Source organism: Clostridium sp. C2-6-12 (genome assembly GCF_009928485.1).
Lineage (GTDB): Bacteria > Bacillota > Clostridia > Clostridiales > Clostridiaceae > Clostridium.
Window position 1 is genome coordinate 1 of sequence record NZ_JAABNP010000056.1, and the last position, 24,915, is coordinate 24,915.

Annotated in this window: 18 protein-coding genes; 2 read left to right on the plus strand and 16 right to left on the minus strand. The window is 28.4% G+C overall.

The genetic code is table 11. The annotated features are described in order from the left end of the window. Positions 1–179 precede the first annotated feature (179 nt). Positions 180–1,508, minus strand: coding sequence for an ABC transporter substrate-binding protein (locus GXK56_RS25885; protein WP_160692928.1), 1,329 nt, complete (start codon positions 1,506–1,508; stop codon positions 180–182). Between the two features lie 319 nt (positions 1,509–1,827). Beyond that, entirely contained in the window at positions 1,828–2,649 is an 822-nt protein-coding gene (locus GXK56_RS25890) for an MBL fold metallo-hydrolase (protein ID WP_160692930.1), read from the minus strand. A 357-nt stretch (positions 2,650–3,006) separates the two neighbouring features. Here GXK56_RS25890 and GXK56_RS25895 point away from each other — a divergent pair, with 357 nt between their 5' ends. Together GXK56_RS25895 and GXK56_RS25900 are read left to right on the plus strand one after the other, a co-directional pair. Continuing rightward, a complete protein-coding gene (locus GXK56_RS25895) occupies positions 3,007–3,795 on the plus strand; it encodes a response regulator (RefSeq protein WP_160692931.1) in 789 nt (262 codons plus the stop codon). 26 nt (positions 3,796–3,821) lie between these two features. Next, entirely contained in the window at positions 3,822–5,555 is a 1,734-nt protein-coding gene (locus GXK56_RS25900) for a sensor histidine kinase (RefSeq protein WP_243156276.1), read from the plus strand. An 80-nt stretch (positions 5,556–5,635) separates the two neighbouring features. Here the strand turns inward: GXK56_RS25900 and GXK56_RS25905 are convergent, their stop codons facing one another. The 14 genes from GXK56_RS25905 to GXK56_RS25965 form a co-directional block, all read right to left on the minus strand. After that, positions 5,636–7,168: a glycoside hydrolase 43 family protein gene (locus GXK56_RS25905; protein WP_160692933.1), complete on the minus strand. Its 1,533-nt coding sequence runs from the start codon at positions 7,166–7,168 to the stop codon at positions 5,636–5,638. Positions 7,169–7,460: 292 nt separating this feature from the next. Then, positions 7,461–8,315 (minus strand): carbohydrate ABC transporter permease, encoded by an 855-nt coding sequence (locus GXK56_RS25910; RefSeq protein ID WP_160692934.1) that lies wholly within the window; start codon positions 8,313–8,315, stop codon positions 7,461–7,463. Between the two features lie 21 nt (positions 8,316–8,336). Next, the gene (locus GXK56_RS25915; protein ID WP_160692935.1) at positions 8,337–9,221 is read right to left on the minus strand and encodes a sugar ABC transporter permease; all 885 of its coding nucleotides are present in this window, start codon (positions 9,219–9,221) and stop codon (positions 8,337–8,339) included. Positions 9,222–9,469: 248 nt separating this feature from the next. After that, the gene (locus GXK56_RS25920; protein ID WP_160692936.1) at positions 9,470–10,768 is read right to left on the minus strand and encodes an extracellular solute-binding protein; all 1,299 of its coding nucleotides are present in this window, start codon (positions 10,766–10,768) and stop codon (positions 9,470–9,472) included. A 157-nt stretch (positions 10,769–10,925) separates the two neighbouring features. Beyond that, positions 10,926–12,533, minus strand: coding sequence for a response regulator (locus GXK56_RS25925; protein ID WP_160692937.1), 1,608 nt, complete (start codon positions 12,531–12,533; stop codon positions 10,926–10,928). A 1-nt stretch (position 12,534) separates the two neighbouring features. Continuing rightward, positions 12,535–13,212 carry a histidine kinase gene (locus GXK56_RS28440; RefSeq protein ID WP_243156277.1) on the minus strand — a complete coding sequence of 226 codons (678 nt, stop codon included), beginning with the start codon at positions 13,210–13,212 and terminating at the stop codon, positions 12,535–12,537. A gap of 41 nt (positions 13,213–13,253) precedes the next feature. Then, entirely contained in the window at positions 13,254–14,342 is a 1,089-nt protein-coding gene (locus tag GXK56_RS28445; RefSeq protein ID WP_243156278.1) for a cache domain-containing protein, read from the minus strand. Positions 14,343–14,610: 268 nt separating this feature from the next. Continuing rightward, positions 14,611–16,287: an extracellular solute-binding protein gene (locus GXK56_RS25935; RefSeq protein ID WP_160692938.1), complete on the minus strand. Its 1,677-nt coding sequence runs from the start codon at positions 16,285–16,287 to the stop codon at positions 14,611–14,613. A 185-nt stretch (positions 16,288–16,472) separates the two neighbouring features. Further along, positions 16,473–18,074 carry a response regulator gene (locus GXK56_RS25940; RefSeq protein WP_160692939.1) on the minus strand — a complete coding sequence of 534 codons (1,602 nt, stop codon included), beginning with the start codon at positions 18,072–18,074 and terminating at the stop codon, positions 16,473–16,475. Between the two features lie 34 nt (positions 18,075–18,108). Further along, positions 18,109–19,893 carry a sensor histidine kinase gene (locus tag GXK56_RS25945; RefSeq protein WP_160692940.1) on the minus strand — a complete coding sequence of 595 codons (1,785 nt, stop codon included), beginning with the start codon at positions 19,891–19,893 and terminating at the stop codon, positions 18,109–18,111. A 238-nt stretch (positions 19,894–20,131) separates the two neighbouring features. After that, on the minus strand, positions 20,132–21,682 hold the full coding sequence (locus GXK56_RS25950) for a glycoside hydrolase family 43 protein (RefSeq protein WP_160692942.1): 1,551 nt from the start codon (positions 21,680–21,682) through the stop codon (positions 20,132–20,134). A gap of 12 nt (positions 21,683–21,694) precedes the next feature. After that, on the minus strand, positions 21,695–22,831 hold the full coding sequence (locus tag GXK56_RS25955; RefSeq protein WP_160692944.1) for a glycosyl hydrolase family 8: 1,137 nt from the start codon (positions 22,829–22,831) through the stop codon (positions 21,695–21,697). After that, complete coding sequence (locus tag GXK56_RS25960) at positions 22,831–23,724, minus strand: carbohydrate ABC transporter permease (protein ID WP_160692946.1); 894 nt, start codon at positions 23,722–23,724, stop codon at positions 22,831–22,833. Before GXK56_RS25960 ends, GXK56_RS25955 begins: the two co-directional genes overlap by 1 nt. A 15-nt stretch (positions 23,725–23,739) precedes the next feature. Then, positions 23,740–24,696 (minus strand): ABC transporter permease subunit, encoded by a 957-nt coding sequence (locus GXK56_RS25965; RefSeq protein WP_160692948.1) that lies wholly within the window; start codon positions 24,694–24,696, stop codon positions 23,740–23,742. Positions 24,697–24,915 lie beyond the last annotated feature (219 nt).

Here is a 24,915-nt window from a genome sequence, read left to right on the forward strand (position 1 = left end):
TAAGAATATTTTCTTGAATAACCATTTGTAAAAATTAGTTATTCAACAACCTAATTTATATATAAAAACACTCCAGCATAATATATTAATCCTTCATTAAAAATATAAAAAATCAATGGAGTTAAAATGTATGCTGGAGTTTCTTAAATACAACCTTACTAGGTATTGATTAATTCATTCTAATTTGCAGCACTCTTCAATTCTTTTAATTTACTTTCATAAAGTTTAATCATATCATCTGCTGCTTGATCAGGTGTAAACTTTTTATATGCAACATTTTCAATTTCAGTTAATAAAATATTTCTTAATTCTGAATTACTAGAAACACCATTATATATTAATCCTGGGTTTTTTGTTGCTGCCTCAACAGCTTTAACTGCTAATGGATTTACTTTGTTTGCCTCTAATGCTGCTTTTCTTGAAGCCTCTACAGGTGGTATAGATCTAACATCTCCTAAAGCTTTAGCTGCTTCCTTATCGTTAAAGAAAAAGTTCATAAATTTAGCTGCTTCTTTTGCATTAGCTGATTTTTTATTAATGCAAAGTAAAGTGGCAGGTCTTACTACTATACCTGAACTTTTCGCATCTTTAGGTACTGGATATAATGTAACATCTGCACTATCTTTTAAAGTGCCACTAAGTACTCCTATACCAGCTGCCCAGCTAATAGCAGCGCCAAATTGCTTATTTATCCATGCAGTATTTTGCTCTGGTTTAGATTTAAAAGTAAAGCTTTGCTCTGCTGGTTGTACAATACTTTCATCAAACAATTTCTTTTCAAGTTCAAATGCTTGAGTAAGTGTAGCTTTATCAAATCCCATTGTATAATCATCTTTTACCCATTGTTGACCAGTTTTTTGAATAACATATGGCATAATAATAAAATCTAAAAAGTTATTTTGTTCAGCATTTAATAAATAATTGCTATTGTTTTGTGCATGAACTTTCTTTCCTTCTTCAATTAATTTGTCCCAATCTAAATCTTTAGTTATATCAGCATTTGCAGCTTTTAAAATATCCTTATTATAAACTATAGTTAATGCATTTAATCCCATTGGTAATCCTTGAATTTTTCCATTAAGTGTAGCGTAACCATCTAAGAATTTTTTATCAAACCCACTCATATCAATTATGTCTTTAAACTCATTTAAGTCATAAAACATTTCTCCTTGTTTTGCATAATCATAAATCCAAGGGTTGTCCACTTGAATAAGATCTGGTGCAGTACCACCACCTAATTGAGTTGATAACTTATCTTGATATCCATCAACACCACCATATTCTGCTTCTATCTTTACATTAGGATTTTGTTTCATATACAAATCTATTGCTTCTAAAGTTGCCTTATGACGTACATCGCTTCCCCACCAAGAAAACCTTAAAGTTACTTGTTCTCCTTTACTGCTATCTTTAGCAGTTTCTTTAGACGCACTGCCACAACCTACAAACATAGATGTAGCTATTGAAAGAGCACATAAAATACTAATGATTTTTTTTCTATTTTTCATAAATATCCTCCTAATTTTGTATAGTGCCAAACGCACTAAATACTTCACTTATTGCTGCAGCTTTAATGGTATTCTATCACAAATGTAATTATTTACATAAGTGACCTATTATTATAAATGGTATCGTTTTAGCAGAACTTTTTTTGATTTAATCCCCAAAAGGTATCCTAATCTTATAAAATACATCATTTTATTATAGTTATTAATATTCATGCTATTTAAAATGTAGTAAAAATAGAATGTCCAACTTATAAAAGACAGCCTTATGATTTTAGCTGTTCCTATAAGCTGGACTATTAATTATAAAAGTTATATAGCATTACAATTTATCTTCTCTAAAAACAATAGACACGTAGTCCTTGCTGGCAAAAGGTTTTCCACCTTCTGAATACAAAAATGCTTTATAAGGATATGCTTCATTAAAATATGGTTCACTTTTAGAAATATCAATATTATTAACGCAATCAATCAACTTATTCAATAACTCTTTACTATAGGGTTCGCTCGAATGAGAAGTAAGAATAATATTCACATCTAATTCGCTTAGCTTTTTAAGACTCTCTATATATTCACTTATTTTTTTACTTTCTTCTAGAAACATCCATACATGCTGTAATATCATGTCTCCAGAAAGCAATAGCTTGTTCTTTCTTTCAATTAATGAAATACATCCAGCAGTATGCCCTGTAGAATAAACTACTTCAAGTTCATATCCACCCAAATTAAATATTTCTCCTTCTTTTACCGGAATAAAATCTATATTATAATCTCTCTTAACATATTCTTCTTCCTTAAAACCTTTTGGAAGACCTATATTTCTTCTATAATTATCCACAGTCCATTTTCTCTTATTTGATAACAGAATTTCCTTCATTAAGGATATATCCTCTTCATGAATATGTATTTGATCGAATTGATAGTCTCCACCCATATGATCAAGGTGACCATGGCTATTGACTACAATAGTAGGTAAGTCAGTTATAGATTTTACTACTTGTTTTAAATCTCCAATACCATAACCAGTATCAAACAATAATGCTTTTTCCCCTCCTACAATTAATGTACAGCATATTTTATTTAAGTCACTTATATGATATACGCCTTTTATTATCTCATGGATATTATAAAATTCATTATGCATACAAAACACTCCCCATTCTTAAAATCACTTAATTACCTCAATAATTCAATGACTTACTCATTTAAAATATATATCTTCTATCATTATAATCCATTTTATCATAATTATAATTATTTACATAAGATGTTTATTGTTATAAATGGTATCCAAAAAACAAAACTTCTTCATAGATAATTTAAAAAGGTATCTTTATCTTATAAAAAGCATCATATTCTTATTATTAGCATCACTTTTTCATAATTTTTAATGCACCGGCTGTTTTGTATATGCAAGTTTATTTGTTATATGGTAAAATCGTTATGAATACGTAATCATACATCTCTTTTACATACTTTTTATATTAGAAGGAGGATTATAATGTACAAACTACTTGTGGTAGATGATGAAAATGAATCTAGAAATTTATTATGCAGCTATTTTCCTTGGGTGGATTTAGGCTTTGAAATTGTTGAGCAATTGGAAAATGGAAAGCTTGCATTAGAATATATTTTAAATAACCCAACAGATGTAATCCTTTGCGATATAAAAATGCCTTTTTTAGATGGCATTGGACTTGCAAAAGAAATATTTAATCGTAAACTAAAAGTAAAAATTATTTTTTTAAGTGCCTATAAGGATTTTGAATATGCCCGAAATGCTTTAGTTTATGGTGTTAGTGATTATATTGTAAAGCCTTCAAAATATAATGAAATTTTTGAAGTGTTTTCTTCTCTAAAAAAAACTTTAGACAAAGAATATTCTATTAATCACTCTAATAGTTTTGATATAAATATAAACCCTCTTAAAGATTTATCAAATTACGATTCAAAAATTATTTCCTTTGTCAAAGATTATGTAAACGAACACTATAAAGTTGCAAAACTTGAAGATATTGCTGAAGAGGTTCATATGAATCCTAACTACTTAAGTCAATTTTTTAAACAAAAGACCGGAGAATGTTTTTCTAATTATTTGATAAAAGTAAAAATGAATCGAGCTGCTGAGCTATTAGACGATATAAAATATAAAACTTATGAAATTAGTGAAATGGTTGGCTATAGTAATACGAAAAATTTTACTAGAACTTTTAAAAATTTTTATGGAAAAAGTCCTAAGGAGTATAGAAATCAAAAAAATACCAGTAATATTACTCCTTTTGAAAGGTGATGCATTTTTTGAAAAAAAGTTTTTTTATGAAAAATTTGATTATATTTTTAATTCCTTTGCTAATCCCTACATTAGTATTAGGTTCTTTGTCAATAGTTATTACTCAAAGATATATTAAAAATCAGATAACTCAAAACGATATAAATCTGCTAAATCAAGCACAAACAAATATTGACTTAATTTTTAATGAAATAGATACCCTTAATATTCAATTCGACAGTCCGTCTAATATGGCTTTTAATCTAAAAAGAGTTTTAAAAAAAGAAACAATGTATTCATCAGATTTATCAAATATAGATACAACTTGTTTCTTCCTAAATTCATTTGCCAATTCAAAACCATACATTTATTCTATACATATTTACTACGAAAATGAAAATGGTAGATTTTGCACCACTAATAATGGAATAGCATCTTTAAATAATTTCTTTGATACCTCTTGGTATGATAACTATATGCATCATTCCTCAGAAGAAAAAATGTGGATAGAAACCAGAAACATAAAGCAATATGATTTCGAAGAAAAAGAAACTAAACTTATAACAGTATATAAGCGTATGCTTTTGAACAATGGTGTAATAGCTTTAAATCTCAAAGCTGACTACATACAAAATCTATTAAATAAATCTGTTACTGCTCCAGAGCAAAATATATTTATATTAGATGACAATAATAAGGAAATTGCCAGTAGCAAAACATCTAGTAATATAGATGATTTCGATATTAAAGAACTTATAAAGTCTAACATTAATACAATATATTCTTCAAAGGAAAATAAATTTTTAAGTAAATCAATTGTTCATTCTAATAGATTTTCTTTAAACTATATATCTGTAATTCCAGAAGATATTCTATACTATGTTTCTATAAGATTAATTAAATCTACTTTGGTATTGTTACTATTTTCATTTATTTTAGGATTACTTTTAACATTTTATCTTACAAGAAAAAACTACAAACAAATTTCAAATATTATCTCCATAATTGATTCTGCTAAAAATAATCAAACACCTCCTGTGATAAATAACAATACAAAAAATGAATATGGATATATTATAGAAAATTTAATTACCACATTTATTGAACAACATTATTTAAAAATACAGCTATCTGAAAGAAAATATAAACTTGAAAATATGGAGCTTATTGCACTGCAATCTCAAATTAATCCTCATTTTTTGTATAATACATTACATACAATATATTGGGAAGTAATAAAAATAAGTGGAAGCTGTAGTAAACCTATTAAGATGATAGAAAATTTATCTGATATCTTAAACTATTCCTTAGCAACTCCATTTAATAAGGTTTCAATTGAGGATGAAATTAGATATACAAAAACTTATTTAGATATTCAAATGACAAGATACACAAATAAATTTGATGTTACATGGATTTATAATAAAAGTGTACATTCTATTTCAACAATTAAGTTACTAATACAGCCACTTGTTGAAAATTGTATCTATCATGGAATTAAAAATAAAGAGGAACACGGCAAAATTAAAATAAAATTATCAATAAAAAATGAGCTTCTACTGCTCACAATTATTGATAATGGGATTGGTATTCCTAAAGAAAAGCTTAAGGATATAAAAAATAAGCTATATTTAGATGGTGATCACTCAAATCATATTGGTTTATTTAATACAAATAAACGACTTAAATTAACCTATGGAAATGACTATGGTATCAATATAAATAGCAAGCTAGGATTTGGTTGCGCAATTTATATTAAAATGCCTATATCTTATAATTAGAAGCGATATACTTTTTACTTAATTATATAAGCTACATCTTCTTAAATTTTCTTAAAAAGATGTAGCTTATTATATTTTAACTATATAATATTATATTGGAATTCTGAAAAATCAGCACTTCCACCAATCTCCTTTGTGGAATATAAAAATAGTCCTAAACGGCATCCTACAAATTGATCCATCTTCCATATCATATTATGTGTAATACCAAGTTTTATCCATTCTCCTCCAGCTTCATAATAAAACTCGCATTCGTCTCTTTTATTCTCAAAATATCCTTTTGCTTTAAGTTTAATTTTATTTCCCTGTAGAGAAATCCTTGCATATTCTGTTCCTGGATCTTTGTCTATAAGATTTCCAAAAATAGATTTGTCTTCTGTATTTCTTGCTAGCATTACTAAATAATATTTCCCCTCTTCCCTAGTAAGTCCAATTAAACCATATGAACTTATTAAGAAAGATAAACCTGCATAATCACCATCTTTAAGATTACTTCCATCTAAAGTTACAATTGCCTCACAAGAAGGCCCAAAAGCACGTTGAGTAAGTGTATTTACTGCATAATTTAAATTTGAACTTATTTTCCCTGAATAAATACGATAAGTTCCTATCTTTTCTGTTACTGACCACAAATCATCTGCTGGTGTATGATTCCATTCCCAAATATCCTTTAAATGAACTTTTCCATTTGCATCAGGTTCATAGATAAAATCATCATCTCCAACAAGAGACTTGTACTTATATTCTGGTCGTGTGCTTTGAATTTCAAGATATTTTGGTGCTTCCTTATCAAATACCGGGATATCCTTTTCCCAATGCATTGGCACAACCACAGGTATACGTCCAACTGCACCATAATCTTGGAATAAAATAGCATACCATTTTCCATCTGGAGTATCTACAATTCCACCTTGAGCTATTCCAGAATTATAATAGCCCATATCATCACTAAAAACTTCGCCTCCAATAAAGTCACTATCTAAAGAATCTGCTACAAAACATGCTTGAGTCCTACGCGCATTTTCTTTTTTTAGCATATGAATAAAGAACACATAATACTTGCCATTAATCTTATAAAAATGTGCTCCTTCATAACCAAGATAGAATTCTTCTGTCTCTTTTACAATAATTCGGTTTAATCCATTTGGTTTTGGACCTGAAAGATCCTCCTTCAATTCTGTAAGATGTATCTCGGTATTTCCATAAACTATATAAGTTCTACCATCATCAAATAAAAGTGAACAATCATGATAAAAACCTTCCATCTCACTTTTACTCCAAGGTCCATTAATGTCATCGGCTATAAATAAATAGGTTTTATGAGTATCATTTGCTACAAAGCATACATAAAATTTTCCATTATGATAACGTAAAGATGCTGCCCACATTCCCTTTCCATATATATGTTTTTCACCTTCTAATTTTTGCCCTGGTGTATTGTCTAACTTCTCATATACATGAGTTGCCACTTCCCAATTAATAAGATCATAAGAACGTAATATAACACAGCCTGGCATAAAATGCATTGTTGTGCTGACCATATAGTATGTATCTTCTACCCTTATTACATCTGGATCTGGATAGTCCGCCCAGATAATCGGATTATTATTCATATTAAAATTCTCCTTTTTCTATTTTATTATTTACCTATAAGTATCCATTACTTTAGTTAATTGACTTACTGTATTATTACTTATAATATTACATCTGTTTAATTTATTATTCTCGCAATATATTAAATCAGTATGGACATAAATTGTTATATATTTTAATCTTCATAAATACTATATTCTCATTTACTATTATAAAACATTAATTATAATACTTTATTAAAAATAAGTGCAAAAAAGCATCAAGATATTAAATCTGATGCTTTCAAAATTATCATATTTATTATATAAACTACTAACCTTTTAGAGCACCAGCTGTTAAGCTCTTATGAACCTGACTGCTCATTAAAAGATAAATAATAACTGTAGGAATAGTAGCAATAACTAAGGCTGCACCTATTGGTCCCCATTCAGTTGCATATTTTCCTGCCATAGACTGAATTCCAACTGTCAGTGGTTTATAGGCTTGCTTATTAATAAATACGGTTGCAAACATTAATTCATTCCAAGCTTGCAAAAATGTAAATATAGAAATTGTTGCTACTGCTGGTCTTAGAATAGGCACAATAATACTGAAAAATATTCTATAAATACTGCAACCATCAATACAAGCCGCTTCTTCAATTTCTCTAGGAATAGATTTCATAAAGCTTGAAAGAATAAGAATAGCCATAGGAATGGCAAATGCAACATATGGTAAAATTAATGCCCAATAAGTATCTAATAACTTAACTTTACGCAATATTAAAAACACTGGAAGAAGCGCTGCATGAATTGGTATCATTAATCCTGCCATAAAAAGTAACATAGTAGTATTTCTAAATTTCCATTTCATTCTAACCAATGCATAAGAAGCCATTAGTGAAACTATTACAGTTAAAAATATAGTAGCCGCTGTAATTATTACACTATTAACAAAATATCCCCCAACATTTGCATTAACTAATGCCTTTCCATAGTTTTCCCATAAAAACTTTTCAGGTAAGCCAACTAAGTTACCTCCGAATATTTCACTATTATTTTTAAGGGAGAATGTTATAAGCCAATATAATGGAAAAATTTGTATAGCAGCCCATGCAATAAGAACTATGTATAACAGCTTGTTTACAATTTTTCCTCCAAAAATTTTTGAAATGTAATTACTACTCATTTTTCATACCCCTCTACTCATTTATTCCACATCATCGACTTTGAAGAATTTTTGTATAATTCCTGTAAATATCAGACATTCAATTATTATAAAAATTGCTATGGCACTTCCATATCCATACATGCTTCGCACAAATATATTATTAACAAGTAATGTACTTGGTACCTCACTTGCATGGTTAGGACCGCCATTAGTCAATACATATACAAGGTCAAAAATCTTCAAAGCACCTATAACAGAGAAGGTTACACATACTTTGAGCATAGGTTTTATTAGTGGTATAGTAATTTTAAAAGCCATTTTTACGCCTGACGCTCCATCAAGTTTTGCGGCTTCATATATATCTGTAGGAATTGATTTTATGGCTGCATACATTAACAACATATGATATCCTACATATTGCCATAATGTAGGCACAAATGATGCTCCAAGGGCTGTATTAGGATCAGCTAGCCAAGGTTTTGCCATATTTTCAAGACCTATTGATTTCAAAAAACTATTAAGTAATCCATAATCAGGATTATAAATCTTCATCCAAAGTTGTCCAATTACAACTGTAGAAATTATTACAGGTATAAAATAAACATTTAAAAAAAACTTTTCTCCTTTAACTCCATTAGCAAGTACTAATGCTAAAAATAAACTAATAGGTAATTGAATAAAAACTGATACAAGAACAAATAAAAATGAATTTTTAAGAGACAGAACAAATCCTCCTGTAGTTTTAGTAAACAGTTCTATATAATTATCCAAACCTATAAAAACTGGTTTATTTAAACCATCCCAGTTAAGTGTACTGTAATAACCTGAAATAAATATTGGTAAAAATACAATTAGAACAAAAAATATCAGTGCAGGAAATAAAAAGAATATTATTGCCTTTTTATCCGAAAGAACTTTATCCATTGTTAACCTCCTAAAAACAATTCGCTTTCAACTTAACATATTCAACTTACTGAATATAATTCCCCCATACTACCTATAAAATACAATGTAGTAATATGAATCCAATCAAAATATTCATAAATTTCATAAAGATTATATTGGATTTGTAGAAATCTACAAAATCTACAAATCCAATTTACTAAGAATTTATTATCAAGAATCTAGTTATATTTAAGTATTAACTTCCAATCCTCTTTAAAATTAAATCATTACTTGGCATTCATTTTTTGCATATCTTTAGCAAATTGTTCTGGTGTAACTTGTAAAGAGAACAATTGTGTTAATTCTTTTTGATAATCATCACCATCTTTAGTTAACAATTTTGAATTAAACCATAGTGTAGTTGTCTTAGCATCCTTAAGATTTTTAACTATTTGTAAATTTAAAGGATCAATTTTAGATTCATCTATATCCATTTTCCAAGTTGGTATTCCAGCACCTGCTAAATATGCTTCTTTTGAATGATGTTCAGTAATATACTTTTGAAGTTTAACTGCTTCTTCTTTATGTTTTGTTTTAGCACCTACAAAGAATCCTTCAGCAGCTCCACCTGTAAAATCATTAATATCGCCTTTTCCACCTTCAACAACTGGGAATTTCAAAGCAAGGATCTTACCTTTAATCTTAGAGCCTTCTTTTTGAATATTACCAACAGTCCAGCTACCATTTACATACATTGGAATTTTACCATCATAGAAAGCCATTTCTGATTCATCTCTTGTTACGCCAAGAGCACCCTCATTAAATGCTTGAAGTTTTACTAATTCCTGGAACTTTGCGGCAGCATCTATGAAACCTGGATCTTCATAAGAACCTTTTTTCTCAAGGGCATCATTAACTACCTTAGCTCCTGCACAACGAATAGACAAAATATCAAAATATTGAGTTGTAGGCCATTCATCCTTAGCGCCTACAGTCATAGGTGTAATTCCTTTAGCTCTAAAAGCTTTAACTGCGGTTACTAAGTCATTATAAGTTTCAGGAATCTTAATTCCATTTTGATCAAATAATTCTTTATTTACGTAGAATACAGCAGTTGCTTGTGTATAAGGTAATCCATATACTTTTCCATCAAAAGTCATATTAGATAAAACCCCTGGAAGTAATCTATCTTTAGTTCCATCATTTAAATAATCGTCTATAGGCAAAATCTTTCCAGCATCTACATAACCTTTAATAGATCCCCCAGCCTGAGAATAAAATACATCTGGAAGTTCATCACCAGCTGCTGCTGTCTTGATTTTAGTATCATATGCTTTAGCTTCTGTTTCATCAATTTCTAATTTAATATCAGGATTGTCTTTTTGAAAATCTTCTAACACTTTAAGAAAAGGTTTTCTGTTGGACTCGCTGTCGGCAGCCCATATATGCCATAATTTTAAAGTAACTTGCTTTGAACTATCAGCGCTTTTCCCATCACCTGAGGAGCTAGCTCCGCAACCAACTGCACTAGTTACAAATAATAAGGACATAGATATAGCTGCTAATTTTTTTAAGACATTTTTCATTTTTTTACCCCCTAAAATTAATATATGATCTTATTTGTTTTACATTATAATTTTAGTTCACTATTAACTTTCTTAGAACGTAAAATATTTACTTAAATGAGTAGTTTTTTTACATCTTTTAATCGTTTTCAAAAACAATACACTTGCTGACTCTTCTTTAAATAAACTGAATTTTCTTAAAATCACTTACAGAAATGCCCGTATACTTCTTAAAACACTTTCCAAAATAATTCGGATCAGGTACTCCAATTTTTTCACATACCTCATAATTTCTTAAATCTGTTTCCTTAAATAATTCTATTGCCTTTTCAATTCTAATTTTAGTCAAATATTCTATAAAGCTTTGTCCAATTTCTTGTTTAAATACTCTGCATAAATAACTAGGATTTAAATAAAATTTATTTGCAACACTTGAAAGTGATAATTCAGGATCTGAAATGTTTTTTTGAATGTACTCTATGATTTCATAACAAACCTTATTAACCTTTTTAGCCCTAGCCCCTTTTATTGACTTAATCACATTTAAAACAAACCTGATTAAATACTCCCTCATTTCAGTAATGGTATCAATTTTTAGTATAGAATTATAAGGAAAATCTTTGGATTCTAACATCTGCTCATAATCTAGTCCTAATTCTGTTATTGAATTGAAAACCATAGTTACAATATTTATTGATAATACCCTTACTTGTCCAATATTATAATTTTTAGTAGCATCAATATCATTAAATATTTTATCAATAACACATATAACATTTTCATCAATCCCAGCTTTTATATAAAAACCCAATTCATTAGTTTCTTCATTCTTTATATCTAGACCTTTACTCTCAATATTCATATCATTAAAATAAATCACCTGATTTTTACCATAAACCACTTGATAATTTAATGCTTCAAGAGCCTCCCTATAAGATTTCTTTATGTTTTTTAAATCTTTATAGAAATTCCCTATACCTACACTCACATAGCAATTCAGCCTATTTATTAGAAGATCTTTAATATGTTCACATCTAGAAATAATATCTATTTTAGAGTTACTGTTTAAAATAACTATGTTACGACTATTGTCAATAATTACATATATATCTTTATAATCTTGAAAATATTTCTTAACTATTTCTGCACAAGCCAAGTCCAGTAAAACAGCTTCTTCTTCGCTTTTAGAGCCTTCATTATTAATATGAGAAGTTCCAATTACTGCAATTTGAATATATTTACCAAGGCTTTCCACAGAAAAATATAAAAGTTTATCTACAATATCCTCAGAAAAACAACTTCTTTGAATCAGATCATTTAAAAACTTTTCCTTTAAATACCCAAAGTTTTCTGATAATCGCTCTTTTAGTTTCATATATTCAGCACGGCTCATTCTTTCAGTTTCAATCTTATTTTTCAAGCTTTCAACAGATTCTCTAAGTTCTGATCTTTTAATAGGTTTTAGTAAAAAATCATTTATTCCAATCTTTATTCCTTGCTTAGCATATTCAAATTCTTCATAAGCTGTACATACAATAATCTTTATATGTGGATATCTTTTAGCAACTTTTTTACTAAACTCCAACCCATCCATAAACTGCATACGTATATCAGTAATTATAATATCAACATTAATTGTTTCAATTATATCAAGAGCCTCTTGTCCACTAGAAGCTTCACCAACAATTTGTATCCCAATTTCATTCCAATCAATACACTTCCTTATTAAATTTCTAGTATTTTCTTCATCATCTACTATTAACATCTTTATAAAATTATTATCCACTTTACTCCCTCATTTCTATAGGAATTGTAATCGTAACTTTAGTTCCATATCTTTTACGACTTTCAATTTTGTAAACTTCCGATATACCATAAAAAATTTTTAATCTTTCTACGGTTCCTCTTAGTCCAAAGCTCAAATTATTATTATCAATTTTATCATTCATAACCTTTTCAAGCTCGTCTTCTGTCATCCCCATACCATTATCTTCTATAGATATTTTCATTAATTTTCCTACTAAAGCAACTTTAAGTTTTATATTTCCTTTTTCACCTTTAGGTTTTATTCCATGGTACAATGCATTTTCCGCAATAGGCTGCAATACAAGCTTTAATATTTTATAATTAAGTACCTTTTGATCAACTTCATAAGTGTCTATAAAAATATCCCCATACCTTAGCTTTTGCAATAAGAAATAATTTTTTACTATTTCAATTTCTTCACCCACAGTAATTACCTCTCTGCCCTTGCTAAGGCTAGTCCTATAGTATCCACCTAAAGCTTCTAAAGCTTCATATACTTCATCGCATTTCCCTGACAAAGCAAGATATCCCATAGCATCCAAGGTATTATAGAGAAAATGAGGTTTTACTTGAGCTTGAAGCACACTCAATTCTGCTTTTCTCTTTACCCTTTGCTCTTCAACTATTCTATTGATAAGCTTTTCAATTTCAAAAACCATAATATTATATCCATCTCTAAGTTTTCCAATTTCATCATTACCTACTTCAATATTAACTTTCTTAAATTCTCCATTTCTATCCCTTTCATAGACCTTAAAAGTTTTTTTATAGGGTTAGTAATCAATCTAGATATTGAAACAGCCCCAATAAACATCAATATCCCATTGATTATAGTAACAATAAATGTCATAAAATAGAAAGTATTTGATTCTTTTGAAAGTTCCTTAAATGGTATTTTGCTTACGATCGTCCAGTTATAGTCTTCAATTTTTAAAAATGAAAAGATATACTCCTGTCCTTTTACTTTTTCTGTTATTGAATTATATTCCTTTTCCTGAGAAGAATTTTCCAACTCTTTTGTTATCAATTCACTTATTTGATTAAAATCGTCTCCCTCCTTAGGATTCACTATATATTCATTATTTTCATTCATAAGCAAAATATTAGTACCATTTTCACTTATGATATCCTTATAACAATTCACAAAATAACTTTCTTTTATATTTATTACAAGTGTCCCTATTGGCTTTTGAGTTTTCATATCGTTTATTACTCTAATAAAAGAAACATAGTTTTGATTAATATTATAATTTGCCTTTTCTCCTGCATTTAATCTCAATATGTAATAGCCTTTTTCTTCCATGACGGTTTTATACCAATTTGCATCTTCAATCCTATCAAGCTTAAAGGACTTCTTAGGTTGCTTATCTATATAATATTTGTTTCCAAAGTTATCATAAATATAAATTGAAGATACGTTATTCATTGAATCTATAATACTACTTAAATAAGTATACATATCAATCTGAGAGTTATGCACTTTACCATTTCTTGAATCTTTTAATATGGATTGTATATCTTGATTGGATATTATTATTCGTGAATTATTACTTATATTTTGTATCATAGAATTTATATTTGACTTTATGGTATAAAGAGTTTGAATCGATAACTCACTGACCTTTTTCGATGTAATATTATCGTATATTTTTTCATATATAAAACTGCTGACAATTACCGAAAAAATCATTAGCATAATATATATTACAGCTATTTTTGAGCTTATCTTTAAGTCCATGTATTTTTTGCGTATACTTATCAACTTTATCATCATAATCTTCTCTTTCATTTAAAATTCTATAACTATATAATTTGATTGAATTAATCTTTACCTCCATATTTCTTATTATTTAATATTTCTAAATTTATATCTTTCCTATTATAATATTATCTCTTTTTCATATATTAGACTGGCAATAAATTAGTTCTATATAGACATAAATTGCAGTATATTTTCTTTGATTTTAAGAAAAAAAAAGTGAATTCCTAAGAATTCACTTTGATATCATCAAAACTTGCGCAAGATATATTCTTTTTATCAATATTATAACATCCTATTAATGGTTACCAAATAACTTCACTCTTCGTCTTACTTCCTCAGTAAGTGCATCTTCATAAGCTTTTATATCCGCTTGAGTTGTAAGAGTTGTTTTATATTGGTTCCAAGCATAATCAAATTGATTAGGTTTCACCATTATTACCTTTGGAAGCCATTCTTTTTTAATTTCTGACATCTTTTGTAAAGCAATTCCCTCTGGCTCATCTGAAGTCCATGTATTACATACTGAATAAATAGGATACCAAGCTCCGACTTCCTCAGAATCTGGTATAAAATCCGCCCATTTTTCAAATCCATATCCTTTTAGAATTTTTTTATCTATTTCACTTAATCCAACTTTAAATTCACTTACTTGATCACTAGGCATTATACAATTAATTCCATCCTCTAGATAGCCTTCTGAATAATTGGGGAAATATCCATAACCACACATATTATTGTTTAACCATTGTGAATCGGTTTGATTGGCTCTTTGTTCTTCAGTTCTATAGAATATTCCATCACTACCTATTTCATAATCTATATTCTTTTCGCCCCAATTTCTTAATATCAGTACATCATTAGATAATAAATCATTAATAACCTTTAATGCTCCATCTACATCTTTACAACTAATTGTAATGCCTAATCCAGAACCTGGATTAACTGCCAACTTAGTTTTATAATTTGTTCTAACCTTTTTATCAAATGATAAGGCTAGTGGCACATAGGTTCTTTCATACATTTTTTGTTGCTTTAATGACCATTCTGCATTTTGAAATTCCCACTGTTGATCAACCATTCCTAGAACTCTACCTGCGGCTAATTTAGAAATATATTGATCATATGATTCAGTAAATGTTTCAGGATCTATAATTCCTTTATTATATTCTTCATTCAATTTCTTAAAATATTTTTTCGCCTCTGGAATTAAATCGTAACTTTTAGCTGTTAAGGTTTCTTTATTAACTATAGCTTTTCCGTCATTTGGATACCCAGCTAAAAATTGAGGTGGATTTTCTAAACAGAAATATCTCCAATCGTCACATAAAATTTCAAAGCCAATAGTAGTCGCTCCATTTATCGTTGGATTAGCAGCCTTGTATTTTTCTATTACATCAAAGTATTCATCAAGAGTTGCAATTTTAGGATAATCTGCCCATTCCAATACTGCTTTTTGAATCCAGAAAGCTTCTCCTTTAAAATTTGTTGCTGTATACTTATCATCTTTTGCATTTCCAAATTGAGGTATGTAATATATGTGACCATAATCTTTTTTTACCTTTTCCCATTCACTATCAGACCAAAATTTCTTTATGTTTGGATACTTATCAAGCTTATCTTCTAATGGTACAAGTGCACCTGCATCTACTAGCGCTTGTGTTCCTTCTCCTCCATCAATGAAGTCAGGATATTCTCCTGAAGCAATCATTGCACCAATTCTTTCTTTTGCCGTCTGTCCAGAAATCCATGTTTCATTTATTTTAGCTCCTATTTTTTCTGCTATAACATTTTTTACTCTATTACTATCTGGAATTTCCCTTCCTTCCACTGCAAAAAAAGCTGTAAATTTTTTAATTTTGCTATTAGTGGATTTAATATCGTTTTCTTCACTTTTATTTACCAAAACAAGAAATAAGCTTAAAGCCATAACAACTATTAAGATTATAATTGTAATAAACTTGCTTTTTTTCATCTAAAGTTACCTCACTTTTAATTGTTGTATAAAAAATATTTGCGATATAATAAATTTCTCATCATGTACATTGTACTATCAGGTATTTCTAATGACAATGATAATTTATTATTATGAGGTACAATACTTTACATCACAATTATATTTGTTCCTATTCTAAACATTAGCAATATTGGTATAAAGTATTAGTGATTTTCTGAAAAAAATTGTTTTCTATATTGCAGTGGAGTTTTTTCTTTTATTTGAACGAATTTGCTTATAAAATAATCAGTATTATTATAACCAACCTTTTCTGCAATTTTATAAATTTTTTCATCACTTCGCTTAAGTAATTCAGCTGCTTTTTCAATTCTATAAGCATTTAGATAATCCTTAAACGATATATTATATTGCTTTTTAAACATTTGCCCTAAGTATGCACTATTAATATAATATTTTTCACTTAAATATTTTAAACTTAATTTATCCATATAATGCTCTGAAATTTCTTTATCAATTTGGTTAAGTATTCCTTGAAATGAATTTTGTCTTAATTGATTCAAATATTTTGCAAATTCCAAGGAAAAGCTTTTCACATGTTTGGCACTTCCCCTGTTCAAAATTTGTTCAAAAGTAACCCAGCGAATATATTTCATTACTTCTTCTTGATCAACGTCCGAGTCCAATTTTCTTGCAATATTAATTAAATTGCATAACAAGTAGTTTATATTTATCTTTATAATTTCCAAATCTATCTTATATTCTCTAAAACTATTGTAAATTTTATCAACACATTTTATAATTTCTTCTGAATTATTTTCTTCAATTTGATAAATCAATTCATCCATATACTGCTTTTCTATATCATAACTTATCTCTTTCTTTTCAGCCATTTCATCGTAATACGAAATATTATTTTCAATTGAAAAATCAGCAAACAATTTAGCCACTGTTGCAGATTTGTAAGACACTGCTATTTCTTCAATTCCACCAACTTTTTCTCCTATGTAAATATAAAAACTATATTTTTGGCTTTTCTCAATATTAGCTTTTAAATTCAAAATGTATTCTTTTTCACTCATTCCTTCATTTTGTGCAAGTTTTTTATCATATATAAATCCAATCTCATAACATTCTTTACTCTTTGCACTATCTATAATTAGATTATAAAAATTATCACCTAAAAAACTAATCATATTTTCATATAGTGCTTGTTGCTCTTTTCTTTTTTCATCTTCTGAAATATTTACGCCAGAGTCATCATTGTAATTTATCTCTATAATTATATATCTCAATTCCTCAGAAAATTTTTGACATTTCTTAATATATTCTAAACTTGTATCATCATATCTACCATATATAATTTCATTTAAATATTTATCATATATAACTTTATCCTTAATTTTCTGCAAGGTAGACTGCTGTTCTTGCTTAATACATTCTTCCTTAATAGCAACTAATACTTTGATTAATTCATCTTTTTGAATTGGTTTTAAAATGTAATCTGTAACATTATACTTTATTGCTTTCTTTGCATATTCAAATTCATAAAAACCACTTAAAACTATAAATTTTATTTGGTCTGAAATGTTTTTACGCACATGTTCTATTAACTCAATTCCATTCATTTCTGGCATCTTTATGTCTGCAATTATTATATCCACTTCTTTTGTTTCTAATTCTTTTATTGCCTCAATTCCATTGGATGCTTCGCCTACAATTTCATAGCCATACTGTTCCCAATTAATCAATATCTTTAATCCTTGTCTAATAAAAGGTTCATCATCTACTATTAAGATTTTAATCATATGCTTTTTTCCCACCTTAAAGATTATTATTTTGTTAATTGCCATTATTATTTAATTCGTCAAGACAAATTTGTATTATTATTTGAGTTCCTTCTTTAACTTCACTATTAATCTCAAATTTCATATTACCATTGCAATAATTCTGTAACCGTAGATATGTATTTAAAACTCCAGTACTTTTACTATTATTAAGCATATCTATATTTGCATTTATTAGTTTAGTTCTAATTTCTTGTAAGCTTTTTTCATCTATTCCATTACCTGTATCAGAGATTTCAATAATAAGATTATTTTGATCTTTAAATATAGTTATATTAATGCAGGCATTATGAGATACTTCTTCAACTCCATGCACACATGCATTTTCAACAAAACTTACAATTGATAATTTAGGGATTTTCATATTTCTACATTCTTCCATCACATAAAAATTGAAGGATAATTTCTCACCAAAACGATATTTTTGTATTTGAAGATACCTTTCTACAAATATCATCTCCTCATCAATAATAACATGATCTTCTCCCCAATTTATAGTTTTTCTTAATAAAACTGACAAATTTTCAATTATTCCTGCTGTTTCCTCTTCTCCTTTAATCAAACTTCTCATCCTAATGCTTTCTAATGTATTAAACATAAAATGAGGATTAACTTGACTTTGAAGTGCTTTTAGTTCAGCCTGCTTTTTAGATAATTCTAGCTTTTGTTTTTCTACATCTCTTTTAAATACAACTTCAATAAGTTCTTTAATTCTTAATACCATTAAATTGTAACTGCGTATTAAACTGCCTAACTCATCTTTTCCTTGATTATTTTCAATTGTTATAAATTCCTCATTTTCTACTTTTCTTAAATATAAACTAAGCAATTTTACTCTATGCCCAATTGAATCCGAAACTAAAGTAATAATAATTGTTGGCAGTAATAAGTTAAATATAATTAACCCAAATAATATATACTTTTGTTCAACGATTTCAGACAATGGATTTACATCATCAGCTGTAACTATAATCTTCCATTGATCACTATTTACCTTAAACTTAAAATAATCCTTTAATTTAATATTTTTATCTTCTATAAGATCTATTGAATCAAATTTATCTGTTCCAACTCTATTTGTTTTATTAGTAAATAGAATAAATTTATCATTGCATACATATAAATTACTTTCCATTTTTTCATTCATAATATTTTTTGAAATTATATTATAATCAATATCTATTTTTAAAATATTTTCAGTATTCTTTTGAAAATTATCCAATTTTCTAGTAATGCTAATTGTTCTTGCAACATTATTAATAGAATACTTCATTCTGTCATCATCATAATAAACAGACACTGTCATCTTCTCTTTATTTTCCTCAAATTGCTTGTACCATTCACTATTTCGAATTTCTGGTGTTATTTTTCTAAATTTTCCGCCATCGTTTATAGTATCATTATTGGTATATACTGTAACTTGATATACATGTTGTGAATTATAATAATAATCTATAAGATTATTTTTTAGTAAATAATTATACGCTTCATAATATTCAATACTATCATTATATCTTTTACTAATAAAATCATTTAAAATTATATCACTATGTAAATGATTAGAAACCAATACGCAATCATCTATTACTGTTTCCAAATTATATTTAACTCTATCTATTGCATGCTCCATATTTATTTTTTGTTCTTTAACCTGATTATTCTTTATAGTTATATAAACAATAGAATTTGTGATAATCATAGGTATTAACACACAAAAAATATATATTAATGCTAATTTTGACTTAATGCTATAATCGTTTAAAAATTTAAATTTATTCATATAACTCCCCTGTATGTATAAAATATATACCATAACTATTTTATCATATTTCTTCTCCTCATAATAAAATAGTAACATAATTTTTTATGATATTTTAAAATTATCAAAAGAAATAAAACTACACTATTAAATAATTTTATTTCTGTTAATAACTCAAGCTAGATTCTATAAACTAACATAAATAGAATAATATCTAATTATCAAGCAATTAGATACTATTTTATTTAAGCTTTTAACTTTATTTTATTATGTTTTTATACTCAAACCAGTAGAAATCTGCATAACTATTGCTAACTTCACCATTACTCGTTGCATACATTCCAATTGTACATCCAACAAAGCCACCAGCTATCTCTGTACTTAGATTTATACTACTAACATTTCTCTGTAAAACTTCATAGTTAATTCCATCATATCCATAATAAAAGTTTAATTTTTGTCCATCACTTACTACTTTTAAACAAAGCCTATTTGAATTTATTTCTACCTCATTGACTAAAATATCTTTTCCACCGTTACATTCAACTATTTCTAAGATATCCTTGCCATTTTTTCTAGTACATACATATCTAATATTATATTCATTGCTTTGAACAATTGCAATTCCTGCAGACTCATTTTCATTATTAGGTTTAAAGTCCATCATAGTAGATACGCTATAGTAATACTCTTCTTGTCTTATTCCTATATATGCAGGATTATCTTTTTCTTTTAAAGTTATTTCTTTTAAGTATAGACGTAAACAACCTTCTTTTTCTGTAAGTGAATATAAATTTTCGCTTGGATTTCTTAAAAATACCCATCTGTCATCTAGTTTATTTCCATAAAAATGATAACATGAATCTTTTGGTTCTATTTCATATTTTGGAAGTTCATGATCTTGTTCTAACTCTAAAATTCCAACACCTGGATTTACTACTGGCCATCCTTCTTCCCATATTACTTTAGCAAGGAAAGTTTCTCTTCCAGTATTGCAGTAACCTTCACATGTTCTACTTGCCAACATTACCATAAACCACTTATCATCTTGGGTCTTAACTAAATCTGCATGTCCAACGTGTTTTATTGGATAACTTTTTCCTAAATGTCTATGAGTAATTATAGGATTACGCGGACACCCTTCATACTTACCAAATATAGATTTACTTCTTGCAATAGTAACAGCATGTTCAGGTCCTGTTCCGCCTTCTGCTATCATCAAATAATAATATCCATCTATTTTATATAGATGAGGACCTTCAGGCCATATTGCATCTCGGAGTGCACCTTTCCATATTTTATGGCTCTCACCTACAAGTTTCATAGTATTTAAATCTAATTCTTGAACCCAGTCTTCCCAATCTCCATTATAACGTACGCCTTCTGGGTTTGGTCTTGTTCCTACATAATATGCTTTTCCATCATCATCAAAAAATAAGCTTGGATCAATACCTATTGCTCCTTCTAGAAAATATGGATCAGACCATGGTCCTTCTGGCTTTTCAGCTGTTACAATAAAATTTCCACCATGGGTAACATTTGTAGTTATTAAATAGAACTTCCCATTATTATATCGTAGTGTAGGTGCAAATATTCCTTGTGAATGTCCTGCATCTGCTAAATTTAATTGTGATTCTCTAGTTAATACATGTCCAATTTGTTCCCAGTTTACCAAATCCCTACTATGAAAGATTGGTACTCCTGGAAAGTATGCAAAAGTAGATGTAACTAAATAAAAATCATCTCCTACTGCACATATTGATGGATCTGGATAAAATCCTGTTAAAATTGGATTTTTTATTTTATTCATGTTTACTTCCCTCTACTTCCAAATTCTATAATTTCCACTTAGTGCTAAGAATGCAAACAGATACAAACAATTATCGTAATATCTTCTTTCACCAGTTCTCAAAGGTGTATTCCAAAATAAATCAACACATTCTTTTCTGTACTTTCCTTTGCTAGCTAAAGAAGACATTGCATTAGTTGCTATAATAGCAACTGGATGAAGTGCTTTTTCTTCAATAATTGTTCCATCAACTTCATAAACTAAATCTGATTTACCTTTAACTGTTTCACAAAAGAAAGTTTGAATCTTATCCGCACATTCACATTCCCATTCTGAATTTTTGAACCACTCATATGACAAACCTAAATTAGCTGCTACCCTATAAGAGTCGCTGTAAAATCTTTCATGATAACCTCTACCCCAAGGCGAATCACAAGGTGTTCCATCATACTCTGAATATTCTGGGGCTAATCCTGTAACAGGATGACATGCTTTTTTTAGGTATTCTCTGCTAGCTTCAGCAGCATCTTTCCAAAACTTAGAATCTTCTTCTACACACCAAAGCGAAAACAATTCATAAAAATGTGGTAAATGGTATGAAGGATCTGTAAATTTAAGACCTGGGACAAATTTTATTAATTTATTTGTTGGTTCCCACATAGGATCTCCTGGTTCTTTTTCTCCTTTGTGGACACATTCATAAAGAAGTTCTCTTGCTTCTTTTGAATAGTTAAAAATACCTTCACCATCTCCCCATCTATTAGAAGCAAAGAATAATGCCATTGCAAAATATTCTTCTCCATCTGGTGCTGGTCCATTTGCATTCTTCTTACCATCTAAACCAACAGACCAGGCAAAGTAACCTTTATTCCAGCCTTCTTCCATAAACATATATTTTTTTGTCCACTTCCAAAGTCTATCAAATTCTTCTTTCATATTTCTTTGTACACACATCATCATTGCATAGGACATACCTTCTGTTCTAGCATCATTGTTACCTGTATCAACGAAATATGCCATATCATCGCCTACTGTATGGTATAATCTTTCAGAATCATCTCCATAGAAAATAGTCTGGTAAATATTTTCTAGTTTTTCTTCAATTTCTTTTTCCGAATATCCATATTCTTTAAAAACATTATTATAAATACCTGTTTTATATGCGCTCATTATTCTTTTACGCCTCCTATAGTAAGACCTGATACAAAATATTTTTGTAAGAATGGATATAAGCAAACAATTGGTAAGGCTGTTACAATTGTAATAGCTGCACGCACTGATGTTGGTGTTATCATATTAGTTGCATTTTTAGCTATTTCAGCTGAACCAGAGCTTTGTTGTGATGCTGAAGATAGTACTTTCATAAGTTCATATTGCAAAGTTGTTAAGTTTGGACTTTGTGCACAATAAATCATTGCATCAAACCATGAATTCCATTGACCTACTGCTACAAATAATGCAATTGTTGCAAGAACTGGTTTACATAATGGCAATATAATTTGAATAAAGATTCTTAAATCTCCTGCACCATCAATTTTAGCTGATTCTGATAAACTATCAGGTAATCCATTCATATAAGTTCTTACTACAATCATATTAAATGCACTAGTTAACCCAGGCAAAATATATACTAAAAAGTTATTTGTTAAATGTAATGTTTTCATTAACATGTATACTGGGATCATTCCTCCTCCAACATACATTGTTAATACATAAATAAATGAAAGCTGTTTTCTAAATAAAAATTCTTTTCTACTCAATACATATGCTAGCATCGCTGTTAAAAATACATTTAATATAGTACCAATAACAGTTCTTGAAACAGATATAAATGCTGCTTGTTTTAAATTAGGATTATTAAATACTGTTTCATAGTTTTTAAGAGTAAACATTCTTGGCCATAAAGTAATACCACCTCTTATAGAATCGATACCATCATTAAATGAAACAGCTAATGTATTTAATATAGGATACAGAGTAACAACTACAAATACGACCATAAATGCACCTATGATACTATCCCATATCTTATCGTGTCTACTTCTTTTTTTAATTCCTGCCATTGAAATGCTCCTCCTTTAGAATAATCTTTCTTCTCCAACTTTTTTTGCAAAACTATTTGCTATAAAAATTAATACTATACTAATTACACTTTTAAATATACCTGCTGCTGTAGCTAGTGAATAGTTTCCTAAACCAATACCATAGTTTAATACGAAAATATCTATTGTTTGTGATACATCCTGAACTAAACCATTTCCAAGTAGGTATTGAACTTCAAAACCTGCATTTAGAATTTGTCCAACATCCATAATAAGTAATATAAATATTGTTGACTTAATACCTGGAAGTGTAACATTCAACATTTTTTTGAATCTTCCTGCTCCATCAATCTCTGCTGCTTCATATAAATCAGGATTAATTGCAGTAATAGCTGAAAGATATATTATACTTCCCCAACCAACTTCTTTCCAAACATTACTTATTCCCACTATACCCCAAAAGTATTTGGTATCTGCAAAGAAATTAATCGGACTATCTATTAAATGTAACCCAAGTAAAACTTGATTTACAACACCTGTTCCTGGTGTAAGAACATCAGCTACAATACCTGTTACAATTATCCAAGAAAGAAAGTGAGGTAAATAAGATACTGTTTGAATAAACTTTTTAGCCAAAATTCTTCTTACTTCATTTAATAATAATGCAAAACCTATAGAACAAATAAATCCTAATGATAAATTAATTAAAGCCATACATAAAGTATTTCTTATTACTCTAAGAAAATTAGGATCAGAAAATAAAAATTTAAATTGGTCTAATCCACACCATACTTGATTAAAAAAACTTTTTGCCGGTTTATACTTTTGAAACGCCATTACCCATCCAATAAGAGGTGCATAATTAAATACAGCTACAAATATGACAAATGGAATAGCCATAAAGATTAAAGTTTTTTGCTTTTTCATTTTATCAAAAATATTTTTTCTTTTTAAATTTGAATTTACTTGTGCATCTGCTACTTCTATTTCCATATTAATTCTCCTTTATTTTTATATATTATGGCATATAAAAAAAACAGTAAGTTCATAGCTTATTCTTTTTTTCATATGCCGTAGTTTATTATTCTTTTTAAGAAAGGGTACCTAAAAGATACCCTCTCAATTAATTCACTGCTTATTTCTTTCCAAATTTCTCTACTCTTCTTCTTACTTCTTTAGTAAGTGCATCTTCATAAGCTTTTAAATCTGCTT

Bases quoted from the DNA above. Each gene is read 5' to 3' on its own strand.
- GXK56_RS25885 (WP_160692928.1), bottom strand. From the start codon at position 1,508: ATGAAAAATAGAAAAAAAATCATTAGTATTTTATGTGCTCTTTCAATA.
- GXK56_RS25890 (WP_160692930.1), bottom strand. From the start codon at position 2,649: ATGCATAATGAATTTTATAATATCCATGAGATAATAAAAGGCGTATAT.
- GXK56_RS25895 (WP_160692931.1), top strand. From the start codon at position 3,007: ATGTACAAACTACTTGTGGTAGATGATGAAAATGAATCTAGAAATTTA.
- GXK56_RS25900 (WP_243156276.1), top strand. From the start codon at position 3,822: ATGAAAAATTTGATTATATTTTTAATTCCTTTGCTAATCCCTACATTA.
- GXK56_RS25905 (WP_160692933.1), bottom strand. From the start codon at position 7,168: ATGAATAATAATCCGATTATCTGGGCGGACTATCCAGATCCAGATGTA.
- GXK56_RS25910 (WP_160692934.1), bottom strand. From the start codon at position 8,315: ATGAGTAGTAATTACATTTCAAAAATTTTTGGAGGAAAAATTGTAAAC.
- GXK56_RS25915 (WP_160692935.1), bottom strand. From the start codon at position 9,221: ATGGATAAAGTTCTTTCGGATAAAAAGGCAATAATATTCTTTTTATTT.
- GXK56_RS25920 (WP_160692936.1), bottom strand. From the start codon at position 10,768: ATGAAAAATGTCTTAAAAAAATTAGCAGCTATATCTATGTCCTTATTA.
- GXK56_RS28440 (WP_243156277.1), bottom strand. From the start codon at position 13,212: ATGGTTTTTGAAATTGAAAAGCTTATCAATAGAATAGTTGAAGAGCAA.
- GXK56_RS28445 (WP_243156278.1), bottom strand. From the start codon at position 14,342: ATGAAAGAGAAGATTATGATGATAAAGTTGATAAGTATACGCAAAAAA.
- GXK56_RS25935 (WP_160692938.1), bottom strand. From the start codon at position 16,287: ATGAAAAAAAGCAAGTTTATTACAATTATAATCTTAATAGTTGTTATG.
- GXK56_RS25940 (WP_160692939.1), bottom strand. From the start codon at position 18,074: ATGATTAAAATCTTAATAGTAGATGATGAACCTTTTATTAGACAAGGA.
- GXK56_RS25945 (WP_160692940.1), bottom strand. From the start codon at position 19,893: ATGAATAAATTTAAATTTTTAAACGATTATAGCATTAAGTCAAAATTA.
- GXK56_RS25950 (WP_160692942.1), bottom strand. From the start codon at position 21,682: ATGAATAAAATAAAAAATCCAATTTTAACAGGATTTTATCCAGATCCA.
- GXK56_RS25955 (WP_160692944.1), bottom strand. From the start codon at position 22,831: ATGAGCGCATATAAAACAGGTATTTATAATAATGTTTTTAAAGAATAT.
- GXK56_RS25960 (WP_160692946.1), bottom strand. From the start codon at position 23,724: ATGGCAGGAATTAAAAAAAGAAGTAGACACGATAAGATATGGGATAGT.
- GXK56_RS25965 (WP_160692948.1), bottom strand. From the start codon at position 24,696: ATGGAAATAGAAGTAGCAGATGCACAAGTAAATTCAAATTTAAAAAGA.